This window comes from Natrinema sp. DC36 (genome assembly GCF_020405225.1).
GTDB lineage: Archaea > Halobacteriota > Halobacteria > Halobacteriales > Natrialbaceae > Natrinema.
Genome location: NZ_CP084473.1, coordinates 20,552 through 35,861, shown reverse-complemented (window position 1 = coordinate 35,861; position 15,310 = coordinate 20,552). Strand labels below are relative to the sequence as shown.

Sequence of the window (15,310 nt, the reverse complement as noted above, 5' to 3'; positions counted from 1 at the left end):
AACCAATGACTCGCTGACCCACGCCCAAGTCGGGTTTGGGTTCTGGCCACCCTCGCCGGGAACTTCACGCCTATCCTTTGCAACTGAGAACATTCCTATGAACCCCCCTCTAAATCGGGTCCGAGCGGGTCCCGTGGTGAGTATCTGATGACACGACACAATAGCCAGTCCGACAGGAATCGATTCGCAACCATCGCAGTCGGCGCAGCTGAAACCGAAACGCATCTTCACAGAGATGGAACGAACGACATCGTCCCGCCGATCCACCTTTCGACTACGTTCGAGTGGGCCAGCGGGGAGGACGCCAATGAACACGACTATTCGCGCGAGAGCAATCCGACGCGGGCAGCTCTTGAAGAGCAGTTAGCCCGCCTCGAAGGCGGCGAACATGGGTTGGCGTTCGCCTCCGGAATGGCTGCCACATCGACGACAATGCTGTCACTGGTCCCCCCGGGAGGCCACGTCGTCTCTTCGGATACCATCTATAGCGGAACCGAAAAACTGCTCACGGAACACATGGCCGGACATCTCGGCGTTGACATCGATTTTGTTGACGCCTGTGACCCCGACAACGTCGCCGATGCAGTCGACGCGGACACTGACTTGATCTGGGCAGAAACACCGTCGAATCCCTTGATTAGGTTGTGCGATATCCAAACGATAGCCGACATCGCTGATGACCATGATGCTCTGTTCGGTGTGGACAGTACCTTTGCGAGTCCGTACTACCAAGCCCCACTCGAACTGGGTGCTGACGTCGTCGTTCACAGCACCACCAAGTATCTCAACGGGCACTCCGACTCGATCGGTGGTGCCGTTATCACCGACGACAGTGGGGTTTTCGAGCAATTAGCGTTCACGCAGCGGGTTGGGCTTGGGAATATGCTTTCGCCGTTCGACTGCTACCTCGTTGCGCGAGGCATCAAGACGCTTCCCGCGCGGATGGAACATCACGAGAAGAACGCGATGGTAGTTGCCCGGTTCCTCGAAAGCCACGGCCGGGTCGCTCGTGTCCACTATCCGGGTCTTGAGAGCCACCCGCAACACGATCTTGCGAGTGAGCAGATGTCGGGGTACAGCGGGATGCTGTCCTTCGAGTTTGATGGTACACTCATCGAACTTGAGGCGTTCGTCGGGGGACTTGAGGTATTCACGCCGGGGGCTAGTCTTGGTGGGGCCGAGAGCCTTGTTGAGGTACCGTCACTAATGATCCCCGACGAGTTCAGTCGTAGTGAGGATTCAGCGGAGATTCCCGAGACGTTGGTCCGGGTATCCGTTGGCCTCGAAGACGCCGATGACCTCTGCGAAGACTTCCAGAAGGCGCTACCATAGGTACATGTTCCCCTTTCCTCCCGACTGTCCCGATCCGCAAGCGCGTCGATTGTCCACCAGATATGGCAGCCGACAGCGGGAATATGAATTGTATCTAAACGAGAGAGTGCAGATTATTCGAGCGGTTCGATTACGTCTCCGGGGCGAATCATCCCATCTTCGAGAATGTCCGTTCGGAGTCCACCTCGGTGAGTGAGTGCCTGCAATACGCCGTCCTGAGTGATGCGCTGAAGATGATTACAGGGTTCACACAGTCGATCTCCTCGGCAGATGACGTCACCGACTCGGAATCGTTGTCCAACGAGATGGTTGAGTGCGACATCACGGGTTTCGATGTTTCGTCGGTGTTCTCCCGGTGCGAGTTCGATTTCCGCTTCACGTTCGATTGCTGTTACAGCCTCTTGCTCGATCAACGTGAGGTCGTACCCATCATGGCGTTCCTCATCTGGCTCCCACTCGACAAAGGTTCCCGTCTCAATCTCGCTAAAGTAGCGATCACCTCGGAGTCCCTTTCCGGCAACTGCTTCAACGTCGGTCTGTTCTTCCATCTCCGCTTCGGCTTCAGGTGCGATAAAAATTCGTTCGACAGTGCCATTCCCGGTCATGTGTGCTATGCGCGTTTAGCACAGTATAAACACTCGGATGTGGGTATTGTTGACAAGTAACCCAGAGGTATGTCCGAAAATCATACTGGGTTGCTGGTTCATTGGCTACCGAGTGAAACAAACGAAGCCGCCCCGCTGAACTCATCCTCTGTATTCAGCAGGTCAATTTTGACAGTTCTTGCGGAGATCGAAGAGCGTTCCGGTAACTGTTTGCCCAGTACTGAACGGTAACTACGTGTGCGAAGTGACTGCTGGGGTTCCTACCAGTTTCAGGTGATGTCTGACGAGCCCTGCTGAATAGTGAGTATGTATTCATCATTCTGCACGGTATAAACCGAATTTAAGAAACCGGTTATTATAGATAGTCTACCCTTCGTGGTCACTCGCCACAGGTAGTGTGAACGAGAATGTCGTCCCCTCTCCAGGTACGGAGTCAATCCAGATGTCGCCGCCGTGACGTTCGACGATGCGCTCGCACAACGCGAGCCCGACCCCGGTACCGGAGTGTTCGTCTAGGGGGTGGAGGCTCTGAAATACCTCGAAGACGCGGTCGGTGTCTTTCGGCTCGATACCGATCCCCTCGTCGCTGACCGAGACAACCCATTTAGACCCGTTTCGTTCGGCTGAGATGTCCACCTTGGGCGGTTCATCGCCGCTGTACTCAATGGCGTTGTCCAGCAGGTTCTGGAACACTTGACGCAACTGCTCCTCGTCTCCGTCGACATGGGGCAGCGAGTCAGCGGTGATCTCAGCATCGGCCTCCTTGATCCGAACTTGAAGATCATCGCAGACGTCCGCGATGACGGCGTCCAGATCGACTGGCTCGAAGTTGTCACCCCGTGTCTCGACTCGTGAGTACTGAAGGAGCCCCTCGACCATGTTGCGCATTCGGTCAGCACCGTCGACCGCGAACTCGATGAAGTCTTGCGCGTCCTCGTCGAGGTCGTCAGCATAGCGATTTTCTAACAGCTGGAGGTAGCTCGAGACCATCCGTAGGGGTTCTTGGAGGTCGTGGGAGGCGGCGTAGGCGAATTGTTCGAGGCGTTCGTTGGATTCCTCGAGCTTGGCGATCAGTTCTTCGAGTCGCTGCTCGCGCTGTTTACGTTCGGTGATGTCTTGAGCCGCCCCGCGGAACGAGACAACCTTATCGTCGACGGTCTCCGGAGCCCCCTGAAGTCGAAGCCAGCGTATCTCATCGGTAGCTGCTGTCCGTAGCCGCACCTCGATATCAAAGGGGTTTCCGGAGGCGAGCGCGTCCTCAATGGCCTCCTCGACAATCGGCTTGTCCGCTTCGTGGTACATGTCGAGCGCCTCGTCCAGGGGCGGTTCCTCATCGGTGTGCACCTCCAGGAGTTCGAAGATGTGGTCAGTCCAGAACACGTCCTGGGTCTGCGGATCGATCTCCCAACCGCCAACGTCCGCGATGCGCTCAGTCCGCTCGAGCAAGTCGAGCGCCCGTTCAAGTTCGCGTTTGTGCTCCTTGCGCTCGGTGATATCTTGGGCGAAGCTCAATCCGGCGTATATCTCGCCGTCCGCATCCCGTAACGGCGTGGCCCACACCCGCCAGTCACGACCGACGACCTCGGTTTCGATAGTTCCGGTCTCGCCGTCTTCGATGGCAGTCCGGAACAACGGCTCGAGATCCGCCACGGCATCGTCGGGGTATAGCTCTGGCATTCGTGTCCCTTCGATTTCCTCTGCGCTGGGTGCGGGACCTCCCACTTTCTCCCCTGCCGCCAGCATGTACCGGAGGTCGTGGTCGTAGACGCCGACCGTCCCGTTCGGAAAGTTCTCGGCCAATGTGCGGTAGAGTCGCTCAGATTCTGCGAGTTGACGCTGGGCCTTCTTGCGCTCGGTAATGTCGCTCAGGGTGACGACTCCGCGAATCACCTCGCCAGTCTCGTCCCGGATCGGCATGCCCTCCGCTCGGATGATCCGTCGTTTGCCGTCAGTAGTATCGATCTCGAAGATGTCTGGCTCGGTCACCTCCTCACCATCGACTACGCGGGCCAGCGTCATCTCCTCCGGGGGGACCGGCTCGCCCGAATCAGCCCATCGAACTGGGTACTGGTCGTACTCCTCGATGGAGTCGGCGTCGAACACGTCCCCGCCCCAGATAGTGTGTGCGGTATCGTTGGCCTTGATTATCTCCCCGTTAGCCTCCGCGACGACGACACCGACCGGGAGCACTTCGAACAGAGTCTCGAACTGTTCCTTATTTCGATTGAGTTCGCGTTCGCGATCCTTGCGCTCGGTGGCATCCCAGACGACGAGCATACCGGCGAACACCTCGTCTGTGGCGTCCCTAACCGGGAGAGCGTGTGCGTGGAGGTGTCGGCTCTCGAATTCGATCTCGAAGGTATCGGTCTCTCCCTCGAGTGCGCCCTGAAAGTATGGCTCGATTTGTTCGACGAGGCTGTCCGGATGGAGTTCGTGGATGGTGCTCCCGATTCGGTTCTCCGGCTCCATATCGAGCGTATTCAAAAGTTGTCCACCAACGGCGGTGTACTGCATGTCCTCGTCGAACATTCCCACCGATCCATTCGGGAAGTTCTCGACGAGCGTCCGGTACCGACGCTCGCTCTTCTCGAGTTTGCGCTCGTTTTCGCGTTGCTCAGTCACATCCTCGAACGCGAATACGGCCTGTTCCAGTTCATCGTCTTCGTTCCGTTGCGGGGCGCCGTTGACTGACACCCACACGCGCTCACCGGAGGGCTTGCGAAGGCCGAGGACCTGATCATAGATCGCCTCTTCCTTCGTGACCACGCGGTCGAACGGTGCTTCCCCGGTCTCAAGCGGCTCACCGTTCTCGTTGACGAGATCCCAACGAGGGTCGTCGTGAGAGAAACCACCGAGCTCGTCGCGGGAGCGACCGTATATCTCCTCGGCGTGCTCATTGGCGAAGGTCACCTCGCCATCGGCGTCGACGACTGCGATTCCAACGGGACTGGTCTCGACGATTCCTTTGACGAGATCGCGTTCCTGTCGGAGTTCGCGTTCCGCCTGCTTGCGCTCGGTGATGTCGCGCACAATCCCTATGGACCCCTGCAACGTTCTGTCCTCAACGAGGAGGTGCATCTCCAACTCGCACGGGATCGTGTCGCCGTCAACCGTCAAGGCTGTGAACTCGATAGCCTCGTTCTGGCGGTCGTCAGTGAGCTGCCGGTCAATCTCGTGCTGGATACGACTGACCTCCTCGTCGATTAGCACGAGTGACGCGTGCTCGCCGAGGAGATCCTCTCGAGAGTAGCCGGTTAATTCAACAATGGTGTCGTTAACCGCGATGAACCGCCCCTCGGCGTCAAGCTGATAGATGCCATCGTCGATCATATTAACGAGCGTGGCATAGTGATCGAGTGCACGTTCGCCGGCAGCGTCCGCCCAAAATCCGCCCCCTGGAGACCCTGCTTGATCGCTCATATGAACTATGGTGAATCCCAGATTGGATAAGTTCGTCGTGTACTGATCGAGTTTGGAACCGCTCTTGGATTAGATACCGTGAGATGACGGGTTGCTCTCTCGTTTTGGGTTTCAGGCATCAGTCTTGCGCTTGGTGAGCGGGTCTCCTGAGGGCACCGTTGTCGGAGCCACTGAGCTAAACTCATTCTCTGGGCCTTGTTTGAACGCGTAATTTCACAGGTGTGAGTCCTCGATGGCGCGTTCGATGTTGCGGACGGCTGATTTCATGACAAGTTCACGGAATTGGCCGAACCAGGTTCTCGACCAGAGCGTATCACCGTATCTGCGTCGGAGCCCGAAAAACACCGATTCAGCGTTCGAACGCTGGTGATACGCCCGATCCTTGATGAGTGAATTTCTCGCCCAACCCCGCAACCCAGGATCTCGTTTCGGAATCAGTGGTATGATACTTTCCGCACGCAACCTCGTACGAAGCTCCTCCCAGTCGTAGCCCTTATCGGCAGCGACAGTCGTCAATTCGTCTAAATTCCGCACTAACACCTGCCAGCCGACCTGTGTATCATGCGGTTGTTTCATCGAACAATGTATGTCGATAATCGCACTGGTTTCACAATCGATGAGCAGCGTCGTCTTCACTGCCTCGAACGTATAGTCCGTCCGTTTTGCGTAGTGCTGGCTGGCCTGAACGCGATCGACGCCGGTTGCGTCGATTGCTTGGATATCACCGAGTTCGTACAAGTCAACCGAAGAATCAAGAATTGCTCGCCACCGCTTCATCGGGATTTCTTGTTTTCGTGTACAAACAGTCGAGAAGTGCGGCAACGTCTCAGCCGTCAGCTCAAGCATTTTCGCAACTCGCGGCATCTCTTTAAGGACATCGAGCAGTTTCCTGTAGGGATGTCCGAGATACTCTTTCAACCCCTGAACGGCGAGAATTACCCAATCAGCGTATCCGTCCTTGCCCGGACGATAGGCCGGTTCAGGATCTCCAGCGACGGCTTTTTGAGCAAGCGATACAACGGTTTTCGTGAAGCGGGCGGTCTTGGTTTGCACACCCAACTCGTCCCGCTTCATTTCCTAGTAGATTTGGCATTTCCCTGGATCTACTAGCACGACGATACTAATACGATCGGCTCTACACAGCTGAAGTTTGAGCGTCTAAACAAGGCCCATTCTCTGTATTCAGTACACCATTTCTGGCATCCTTCTGAGAGGTTGGTAATCACTCTGGTAACTCCTTCACCTGTACTGAACGCGGGTTTCCTGCCCACCTCTGAATTAAGAAATCGTATTACCAACTACTGTTATCGATTGAACGTTCCATCCGGAGCGGGGGTGATCCCAGTTCGGATCTCGAGGTCGACACGTCTGAGATGCTTGCACCCACCAGTGGGCTGGCGTTGTTCACAATCAGGACAGGTACACGTCTCCGTCTCAACGTCGACTTCGTAGGTGTTCCCGCTCTCGCTGACAACCTCGTAGATCGAGCCCACCCTAGCGAACCGGACGTCCATCTCCTCGCTCAATGCACGCCGGGTTCGCGAATCCTCGATCGAGTAGCCACCGGCCTCGAGTGGGGTCGGTGGATCTGGTGTTTCACAGTGGTCGATGAACTGGCTACGACGATTTCGCTCCTGGCCGCAGTTCCGGCAGCGCCAGTACCGTGTGCGGTACTCACAACCATCGGTGAGGTCGATCTCGTACGGTGTTGGATCTGTACCTGGCAGCCACTCGTCGATGGCGACGAGTTCGTGCCTTTTCAGTTGAGCGACGTCGCCGGAATAGCGTCGCTCTCGGTCACTGGTGTCGTTGCAATCATGGTGGTGGTCCTGGTGTTGCTCGCGATGGATCGGTCGATCTGTACTCATGGGTACTCTCGAGGCACACATTGTCGCGCCTCACCCATCAGGCGCGAAAAAACGATTATCGAGAGCGAGTTGTTGGTGGAGGAGAGCAGTTTCTGACTGGAACGAGCGGTCTCCGTTCCTTCAGATTCGCTCCTCAAGCGATCAGTTCCGGACGGCAAGTCCTTCGTCGAGGACTCGAGTGGGGGCACCCAGACGATGACGATCGATGCGCCGGAAGCGGCCGGCTTCGAAGCAGGGGCGTATCTCATCCAGAACTGACAGTTGTCGTTCACCGGCTACCAGGGCGAACGCTGGTGTGTCGAACTCGAACTTACAGAAGAGTAGCTTCCCGAACTCGGCGGGATCTGAATGGATCAGGAGGACAGTTCCAACACACTTGGAATCGGAGCGGGATTGATATAGGACCGGACGAACATATTCACTGTCGCGTTCCCACCGCGCGACACGATCCAAACAGCACCCAACCCTGGACCTTGTCCTTATTCCGTCCGGCGGCCATCCCCCTGCGCCCATCCGGGCGGCCTTTTGAGGTTTCTCGAGGCGATTATACGCTTAGCGATAGTTACCCGATCTCGAGCGCGTCGACGGCTTCGGCAGGTCCAACATCGTGATCGACGAGGCGATCGGCGGCCAGCTGCTAGGCGTGCTCGGCGAGTTCGGAATCGGCATCCTCGTCGTGAACGCTGAACTCGGTCAGTTCGACGGCGATCAAGAGACCTTCGCGACGATTGGTGGGGGACATCGCCGGCGTTGGCCGCGGCTCCGTATATAAATTCTCGCGTCGCAGAAACGCCGACAGGGGATGTCAGCGTTGAGCCCCCATCCAACGTCAATGGGTATCGACTTGGGTGGGTCCGAGATCAGGTTTGACAATTTGGCTATTGGCTTCACGTCGGAACGTGATCCGATCTCGGAAGACGAGGGACCGTATGTCTCGGGTCGGGCGGATTCTGTCGGGCAACGACTAGAACCCATTCCCCCTCGTCATCATCATCTCGGGTCCGTTCTCGAATAACTCTATTGGCTGGATATGTTGGTAACAACGATGTTACCAGCGGATGAACGGAAGAGAAGCCTCGTTTACTTATCGGTCGATCCGTCGTTGTCGTCCTCGTCCAAGTGCCGTTCTTCCTGGGCGATGTCGGTAGCCGGCCAGTCCTCCCGTTGATACTCCCCGGCGTGTTCGGTGTTGACGTGCTCGAGGAGCGCAGCTGCGCCACCAGCCGTAAAGTCGTAGTCGTCGGGCGATGAACGCTCGTAGATCCGAATGCTGGAATGGCAGTCTGAGTCAGTCATCCTTGAGTAGTTCGTCGCGGGCCTGCTTGAGGTCCTGGAACCATCCAGACGCCCCACCGGTATCGGGGCGGCCCTTGCGGTCCCGTAGAATCGGACGTGAAACTGATACGTACAATTCGGTAACTACAGATGCGTATTGTTCGTCCATGGATACGACCGCCCTGGCTTCCTCTTAGCCGCGTAGTCACGCACCTCACCAATCAAGGAGTTTCTCACCGGCCAAAGGGGCGATAACGGCCCCACCGACGGCGATCGCGGAGCCGAAAAACGTGGCCAGTAGTGGCGGTTCGACAGCATACATCAGCGCGAAGAAACCGCCTGCCAATCCGAACACAACGAATCCAGCAGCTGCCTCTCGGCGGTTTGACGGGTGAGCGGGCGTTGAATCGGCGATGCCACGCCAGACGAGCCACCCGCCGACGCCACTTCCGAGCGCGGCCACGCTCTCGAAGGTGGCTCCCTGGATTAGTCCCAGGGCGCCAGCACCGACCGCGATGAGGAGTACTCGAGCAGGGGCAGTACCTCGATCGGCGATCACGTAGAGCACACCCAGCACCACCACTCCGAAACCGACCCCGACTACGACATCAACGAGATAGTGGACGCCCAAGATAAGTCGTGAGAGCGAGACGAGACCGACGACGGCTGCGACTCCGAGCCACCCCGGCGAAAATTTGTCTTCGAAGACGACGAGTGCGAACCCACCCCAGACGATCGTACTCCCGAAGGCGTGGCCACTCGGAAATCCGGGGCCCGACCCAGTCGCGATCGAAGCTAACACGCCCTGGAAGACGGCTGGAAGCCACGCAATGACGGGTGGCTCACCCGCTCCCGGGGGCCGAGGGAGCAGAAAGAAATGCTTGAGCACCCCGATGAGAGCCACGTACGTGAGTAGGAGACCGAGCACAAACAGGCCACGCCGCCGATCGATCCCCCACCGCGGAAACTGATCGCCGGCGACGTACAGAAGACCCCCCAACAGGAAGAGAAACCAAACGTCGCCGAGCTGGGTTAGTAGAGCGAAGACTATAAGAACGGGTTCTGACGCTGACTCGTGAAGCACCTCGGCCAGCCCGAGACCACGGTCACCTCCGAACATACTCGTACGAGAATATATCGGCTTCAGTTCCGTTAAGACCTTGGTCTGTACTGATCGATATGCGCTTCGTCTGTACTGACCGCTAATCACAATTGACTGTCCGGCTCTGTCTGTGTTCTCAGACGCAGCGCTTTCGGTAACTTCAGCTGCGAACTCAACGGTAGACTGGTATCAGAACACGGAGAAGCTATTCACCCGCTATTAGAAATTAGTGGGAGCGATGGCCTCAGACGCTCCCAAGACTCCAACCACTTGTGGAGGCCGCCAATGCATTATATGCTGTTACAGAACATAAATCACCTGTACTTACTACTTTCACCAGTACGAGGCCGATATCACTCCAAAATCCCTACTTCGGGTCGGCAATTCCTGGTTAGAATCTGAAATTTATAAACGGAAAATTCAGAGGCAAGGTGAAGCCTTATCAGGAAAGTCCTGATAAATCACACTACGAAAAATGGCCGCTCTTACGGAGTTTATAGAGTGCCGTGGCTGCAGGTTTGTTCTTCTTGCTGAAGATTCTCCTGAGCCAGAACCTATGAGAGTGGATTCTTGCCCAGACTGTGGCGGCACTGATTTCGAATTTACTGGTAGGTAGGTTACCTGTACTTGCCGTTCGGTCATAGTCCAATCTCTTCCCTCCTAAGCAGACTTGACAACAATCATTATCGAGGTTCCATCCTCTCCTACTAGTGGAGCAGCACCGTTGTACTGTCCCAAATCGGCCAGTCTTACTTTCCGCTAGCGCGGCGTGCGTTCTGCGCGCCGCGCAATTGCCCTGCCCCCTTAGGGGCACCTACCGTAGGGGTACTCGACAACCCCGATACCCGAACGAACCGTTGAACGGCCAAATTTTCACGCGTCAGATGCTGTTTCAGCGGTTTAGCTTCGTGATTGAGTCGAATCCATCGACGTACTGGTCTTTCCACTCGCGTCGGGCCCTAAGCTCGCGCTGGCCGCGGGCAGTGATCGTGTAGTAGTTCGTTCGCTTATCGAGTTCACCTTTCTCGACGAGGCCCTTGTCGACGACCTCGTCGAGATTGGGATACAGCCGACCGTGATGAATCTCTGTCTCGTAGTACTTCTCGAGTTCGTCTTTGATCGCAAGCCCGTGGGGCTCGTCTTGGCCGGCGATCGCATACAAGACATCACGCTGAAAGGCAGTCAAATCGTACATATCGAAATTATTGAGTATAGTGCTATAAGCGTTCCGAGAACTGGTGAAAGAAAACGCGCTTCAGGGATAATTGATCTGTACCGTTGCGGAATGATCGTTGAGGTACCGCGCGAGTTCGGCGGCGTTGGTTTCGTGATGATCCATTCGAAGTGGGAACGTCCGGAGACCACGGAGGGTGAGATAACAGTCGAACGGAGCAAGCGTTCCACCGAGGTTGTAAGCCTGTGTGTGCCGCACCGAATCTGCTATTTCATCGTCGTCAGTCAGGATAGCACCCCCATCGAATCGCTATGGCCGTTCAGATACTTCGTTGTACTGTGGATGACGACGTCAGCCCCGTGCTCGAGCGGTCGCTGGAAGTATGGTGTTGCAAACGTGTTATCGACAACGTACGTCGCACCGACGTCCGCTGCGATCACGCCTACGGCTTCGAGGTCGCAAAGCTGTAGTAACGGATTGGTCGGTAATTCCATCCAAACCAACGCGTATCTTCGGTAACTGCCGCGGCGACGGCATCCGTATCCGTCGCATCCACGTAGTCGAGTGTAACGTCGAGTGAATCGACGAGCAGATCCTCGAAGAGCAACCGCCGCCCGCCGTAGATTCCGTCGAAGGCGACGACGTGATCTTCGGCCTCGACGACTGACAGGCAGGTCGCTGCCATCGCAGCGGTTCCGGACGCACATGCAATTGCATGTTCAGCCACACACCTCGGCGAGCCGGTCCTCAAGGACGTCACGCGTGGGGTTTCCGAAGTGGGTGTACTTGTAGCCGTGATTCGAGTCATTAGGACTGTGCATATCGTGGGTCGTTGAAAGGTGGATCGGCGAGACGACGTCGCCGGCATTGGTCGCACCGATGTTAGTCCAATTGAAGTGGGTACCATGTTTCGGGTGGTTATCTGGATCCACCATATGATTACACGAGTCGACTATCCGCGTATTCAAAAACGAAGCGTAATGATCATACGAGAACCCGATCAGCCCTAAGTCGAACAATGCTCACGACCGGCTCCAGCTACACGGTGGTGTCGCCCAACTTCGTGCGAGGCCGGCACAGCATTCAAAGTCAGCCTCTCCATAGGGTATACGAGGCTTTCCGTGCATAATCCAACCAGAATACAGTGGAGGAGGGGCTTGACGTCATTGATAATTTCCGTCCTTCGCTTCCTGGTTCATAGCAACCTTTTCATCTCACTGGCGACGGTCAGTGTCGCCGTCACGACGATCTTTCTTGCGAATCTTCCGCTTGAGCCGCTGCCACTGTTTATCGTTTTCGCGGCTACGATGTTCGTCTATACAGTCAATCGGTTCACTGACATCGAGGAGGACAAGCAGAATGTCCCCCAGCGTGCAGCGTTTACGAAGCGGTACGGTCGGTACTGGCTGGTCACCGGTATTGCGCTCTACATCGCCGCTGTCGGCGTTGCGATTACGCTCGGCCTGTCTGGGGCTGCATACCTATTCCTACCGCTGGTGGTCGTCCTACTGTATTCTGTCGGCGGCGTCAAACGACTATTTTTCGTGAAAAATCTCGTTGTCGGTCTCGCCTGGGGCACGATCCCATTGGGCGTCGGTTACTATTACGGCCAACTCCGCTCACTCGAGGTTCTGTTTCTGTTCGTCTATATCACGACTATGATCACGATCGCTGCAGTGATCTTCGACATAAAAGACATTGAGGGGGACCACGCAGAGGGAATTTTGACAGTCCCCAACCGCTTCGGTCCGGGGTGGGCCCGTATCAGTTCTTTGGTTGCCACAGGCGTTATCGCCGCTGCAGTCGTCCTCCTCATAGCAGCTGGCATGCTCCCGCGACGGTACCTAGTTGTACTCGCGATGAACGCATACGTCAGTATGTATATCCCTTTCGCAACGTCGGACCGCGGCCCATTATACTACGGGTTTGTCGTCGACGGCGAACATGTATTCCTTATGGTCATCGTGTTGTTAACCGAGTGGCTCGTCTGGTAGGATGTTTCAATCTTTTAGGAGTGGAAACGGTACCAAGTACGACAGACCAACACAAGATCATAATAATGGAGTGTGTAGCCCATGGATCTGACGGATAACCTCGTCGGGCTGCTCGAGGGCGAGTCACACTATACGAATTCATAACGTTTCCGAGAAGGTTAACTGCAGAGACCAGTCTTATTGTACAGCCGGCCGACAATATGACTATGGCGACTGGTCTCGAGTACCCTTGGTGGCTCCGGATCACGCATTGGTTCAACTTCTTTTTCACCATCCTGTTGTTCCGAAGTGGGTACAAGATCCTCATGAGCCACCCGAAATTCTACTGGAGCGACGACGTCCTCCACTATTATCCCAGCAGCGCGGACATCTGAAATCTACACCCTTGTTTTGCTGTTGACACTCACCATTTGACCGAAACTATGGTGAACCAGTGGTCTCGATCGCACCGAACGTCGTCCGCAACAGCGCGCGTCCCGACGCTCTGATCGCACCGAGGAGCGTAAGCGCCCAGACAACCAGCGCAAACCATCCCCAGAACTCGGGCACGATTCGGAGCGCACTGAACGTCTGGATCCCGGCGAGATTCAACGTACAAGCAGTATACATCCCCATCGGGAAGACTCGTCCCCACGCCGCCGGATCGTACACGTGCAGGCGTTGACCGAACGCCAGCCGCGACCAAGGAACGAGGACAACCCATACCGGTGGACTGTCCTCGATGTCACCGGTGAGGAACTTCCAGATGTCAATGACGAGCAACAACGGAATCCACCACGACGCAATCGCCCACGCGAGGAACGTAACGCCGAGAATCACCGGCACATACGGTTCCCAAGCGGCGACCGACTCGAGGCGTGGCCCGAGCGTCGACCCAGCCAGCGTCGTGATTGCCGCTGCCCCCATCGTGATCCAGTACGGACCCGTCCAGTCCGCCGGACGGACACTCCCCTCGAGAAGCCGGTAGGTCACAACCGTGACGATAACGAAATAGAGCACATACCCTGCGCCGAAGTAGCCCATACTCAACAGGACGATATCAGCCGCGTACGACGGGAGCTCGGTCGAGAGTAACCCACCCAGAACCGCAAGCGACTGCATGCAGACGATAACCAGGAGGAAGGCACCGTCAATGCGTTCACTCACGGCCGATTTCCGGGTGCCGATGAACTCCGTCGTGAACAAGTAATAGAGCAGAAGCGGTGTTGCGACGACAGTCGTCAGCCACAGGATAGTCGCAATTCCAATCGCCTCGAAGAACAGGATGAGCTGTACACCGACAGTATTGGTCCCAACGATAAACGTGAGTGCCCCCCAGTGGCGCTCACGATCGCGGAGTTCAGCAACGATACGCCCTGGAAATAGTGCTACTTTGAATGCAAATAGGCCGATCAGGAGTATGTAGCAGACGAGATTGAACACCGCGAACGGCCATGAGATCGTCTCGATCCCTAGCTCGTGGAACGCGATGGAGATGATTCCCGTTGACATAACGAGCCCGAAGTACGCCGGATCGAGTTCACGGAGCGTCGTCGCGGGACTGCTCGTGGCCGACGAAGCGGATTCAGAAGCGTCGTTCCCAAAGTGGTCGTTGTTCCTCATACTATCAAATATTCGGTCGTATTTCACTCACTTGGCAGCAAAGAAGTGACTATCGTTCCTTACTAGGTCACCAACGTTTGAGAATTGAGACGCAGCTAACGTCCTCGTTCTTCATTCAAGTCCGAAATGTCTCGATCAACAGCTCCTGTCACAAGCGATGGCTATCCTCCCTCCACGCATTCACGGATAACTTTGAGTATCCTCTGCTTTCCGGGATAGTACATCCATATGTGTTAACCCTGTTATCGGAAAATCGATTATCCTCTTTCATGTACTGAAATTGATTAGTATACAGTTCAGAGAACATACATAGGTATCGTTCAGTACAGGTAGTGCATATATTGACAGTCATAGGAATAATCGAGAGTAGACTACCGGGTGAGATACAATACACTCGTCGTTGAACAGGAGCTATGGCCCCGTCACATGTTCTTGTTCCACTGGATGGTTCGCCCTTGGCTGAGGATGCTCTCGAACATGCCCTTGAGGTATTCGACTGTAAGATTACCGTCTTGAATGTCGTGACACCACTTGATACACACATGAGTGAAGGAGGCGTTTTAGAAGTAGAGGATTCCCGGCTCGATGAAGCCTATACCCGAGCTGATCGACTGATTGAGCGCGCTCGTAGTCAGAGTGAGGCTGTGAATCGATCAATCGAAACAGCAGTCGAAACTGGTGAACCGGCAGACTCGATTCTCACCTATATTGATACAAGTAACATTGATCATGTCGTAATGGGTGGTCATGGGGGGCCAAAACCCGGTCCACTACACAGGCTGCTTGGTACCGTTGCAACTACAGTTGTCAGCAAAGCCCCGCTGTCGGTAACTGTAGTTCGATAAGGTGGCTTCATTCCGTACTGAGTTCGTGAAGTGGAGAATTACCTAACTCGAACTCGCCCGTGACTCAACAAGCGTAGCACTGGAGACTAAATA

At 55.8% G+C, this 15,310-nt stretch carries 14 protein-coding genes and 1 pseudogene; 4 read left to right on the top strand and 11 right to left on the bottom strand.

Features of this window, described 5'->3' with window-relative positions; all coding sequences use genetic code 11:
- The first annotated feature begins 147 nt into the window (after positions 1-147).
- Positions 148-1,332, top strand: coding sequence for an aminotransferase class I/II-fold pyridoxal phosphate-dependent enzyme (locus tag LDH74_RS21210; protein WP_226042758.1), 1,185 nt, complete (start codon positions 148-150; stop codon positions 1,330-1,332).
- 113 nt (positions 1,333-1,445) lie between these two features.
- Here LDH74_RS21210 and LDH74_RS21205 read toward each other — a convergent pair whose 3' ends face one another.
- From LDH74_RS21205 to LDH74_RS26515, 10 genes and pseudogenes are all read right to left on the bottom strand, one after another.
- Positions 1,446-1,937 carry an MOSC domain-containing protein gene (locus LDH74_RS21205; RefSeq protein WP_226042757.1) on the bottom strand — a complete coding sequence of 164 codons (492 nt, stop codon included), beginning with the start codon at positions 1,935-1,937 and terminating at the stop codon, positions 1,446-1,448.
- Positions 1,938-2,303: 366 nt separating this feature from the next.
- Positions 2,304-5,357, bottom strand: coding sequence for a PAS domain S-box protein (locus LDH74_RS21200; protein WP_226042756.1), 3,054 nt, complete (start codon positions 5,355-5,357; stop codon positions 2,304-2,306).
- Positions 5,358-5,570: 213 nt separating this feature from the next.
- Positions 5,571-6,431, bottom strand: a complete 861-nt coding sequence (locus LDH74_RS21195) for an IS5 family transposase (RefSeq protein WP_226042755.1) — start codon at positions 6,429-6,431, stop codon at positions 5,571-5,573.
- A gap of 230 nt (positions 6,432-6,661) precedes the next feature.
- Entirely contained in the window at positions 6,662-7,225 is a 564-nt protein-coding gene (locus LDH74_RS21190; RefSeq protein ID WP_226042754.1) for a hypothetical protein, read from the bottom strand.
- A 562-nt stretch (positions 7,226-7,787) separates the two neighbouring features.
- Positions 7,788-7,967, bottom strand: a pseudogene (locus LDH74_RS21185) (hypothetical protein).
- Between the two features lie 338 nt (positions 7,968-8,305).
- Complete coding sequence (locus LDH74_RS21180) at positions 8,306-8,521, bottom strand: hypothetical protein (protein ID WP_226042753.1); 216 nt, start codon at positions 8,519-8,521, stop codon at positions 8,306-8,308.
- A gap of 193 nt (positions 8,522-8,714) precedes the next feature.
- A complete protein-coding gene (locus LDH74_RS21175; protein WP_226040039.1) occupies positions 8,715-9,620 on the bottom strand; it encodes a phosphatase PAP2 family protein in 906 nt (301 codons plus the stop codon).
- Between the two features lie 874 nt (positions 9,621-10,494).
- A complete protein-coding gene (locus LDH74_RS21170) occupies positions 10,495-10,797 on the bottom strand; it encodes a PadR family transcriptional regulator (protein ID WP_226042752.1) in 303 nt (100 codons plus the stop codon).
- A gap of 421 nt (positions 10,798-11,218) precedes the next feature.
- Positions 11,219-11,461, bottom strand: a complete 243-nt coding sequence (locus LDH74_RS26520) for a PLP-dependent transferase (RefSeq protein WP_255681008.1) — start codon at positions 11,459-11,461, stop codon at positions 11,219-11,221.
- Positions 11,462-11,495: 34 nt separating this feature from the next.
- On the bottom strand, positions 11,496-11,711 hold the full coding sequence (locus tag LDH74_RS26515) for a PLP-dependent transferase (protein WP_255681007.1): 216 nt from the start codon (positions 11,709-11,711) through the stop codon (positions 11,496-11,498).
- 234 nt (positions 11,712-11,945) lie between these two features.
- On the opposite strand from LDH74_RS26515, the gene LDH74_RS21160 reads away from it, so the two are divergent.
- Entirely contained in the window at positions 11,946-12,770 is an 825-nt protein-coding gene (locus LDH74_RS21160; protein ID WP_226042864.1) for a UbiA family prenyltransferase, read from the top strand.
- Between the two features lie 206 nt (positions 12,771-12,976).
- A complete protein-coding gene (locus tag LDH74_RS21155; protein WP_226042751.1) occupies positions 12,977-13,144 on the top strand; it encodes a cytochrome b/b6 domain-containing protein in 168 nt (55 codons plus the stop codon).
- Between the two features lie 46 nt (positions 13,145-13,190).
- Here the strand turns inward: LDH74_RS21155 and LDH74_RS21150 are convergent, their stop codons facing one another.
- Positions 13,191-14,372, bottom strand: a complete 1,182-nt coding sequence (locus tag LDH74_RS21150; RefSeq protein ID WP_226042750.1) for a tellurite resistance/C4-dicarboxylate transporter family protein — start codon at positions 14,370-14,372, stop codon at positions 13,191-13,193.
- A 413-nt stretch (positions 14,373-14,785) separates the two neighbouring features.
- On the opposite strand from LDH74_RS21150, the gene LDH74_RS21145 reads away from it, so the two are divergent.
- Entirely contained in the window at positions 14,786-15,217 is a 432-nt protein-coding gene (locus LDH74_RS21145) for a universal stress protein (protein ID WP_226042749.1), read from the top strand.
- Positions 15,218-15,310: the final 93 nt, after the last annotated feature.

What these genes read in the sequence shown, in the direction of transcription:
- LDH74_RS21190 (WP_226042754.1), bottom strand. Translation starts at nt 7,225, where the DNA reads ATGAGTACAGATCGACCGATCCATCGCGAGCAACACCAGGACCACCAC.
- LDH74_RS26515 (WP_255681007.1), bottom strand. Translation starts at nt 11,711, where the DNA reads ATGGTGGATCCAGATAACCACCCGAAACATGGTACCCACTTCAATTGG.
- LDH74_RS21210 (WP_226042758.1), top strand. Translation starts at nt 148, where the DNA reads ATGACACGACACAATAGCCAGTCCGACAGGAATCGATTCGCAACCATC.
- LDH74_RS21145 (WP_226042749.1), top strand. Translation starts at nt 14,786, where the DNA reads ATGGCCCCGTCACATGTTCTTGTTCCACTGGATGGTTCGCCCTTGGCT.
- LDH74_RS21195 (WP_226042755.1), bottom strand. Translation starts at nt 6,431, where the DNA reads ATGAAGCGGGACGAGTTGGGTGTGCAAACCAAGACCGCCCGCTTCACG.
- LDH74_RS21205 (WP_226042757.1), bottom strand. Translation starts at nt 1,937, where the DNA reads ATGACCGGGAATGGCACTGTCGAACGAATTTTTATCGCACCTGAAGCC.
- LDH74_RS21175 (WP_226040039.1), bottom strand. Translation starts at nt 9,620, where the DNA reads ATGTTCGGAGGTGACCGTGGTCTCGGGCTGGCCGAGGTGCTTCACGAG.
- LDH74_RS21170 (WP_226042752.1), bottom strand. Translation starts at nt 10,797, where the DNA reads ATGTACGATTTGACTGCCTTTCAGCGTGATGTCTTGTATGCGATCGCC.
- LDH74_RS21180 (WP_226042753.1), bottom strand. Translation starts at nt 8,521, where the DNA reads ATGACTGACTCAGACTGCCATTCCAGCATTCGGATCTACGAGCGTTCA.
- LDH74_RS21150 (WP_226042750.1), bottom strand. Translation starts at nt 14,372, where the DNA reads ATGAGGAACAACGACCACTTTGGGAACGACGCTTCTGAATCCGCTTCG.
- LDH74_RS26520 (WP_255681008.1), bottom strand. Translation starts at nt 11,461, where the DNA reads ATGGCAGCGACCTGCCTGTCAGTCGTCGAGGCCGAAGATCACGTCGTC.
- LDH74_RS21155 (WP_226042751.1), top strand. Translation starts at nt 12,977, where the DNA reads ATGGCGACTGGTCTCGAGTACCCTTGGTGGCTCCGGATCACGCATTGG.
- LDH74_RS21200 (WP_226042756.1), bottom strand. Translation starts at nt 5,357, where the DNA reads ATGAGCGATCAAGCAGGGTCTCCAGGGGGCGGATTTTGGGCGGACGCT.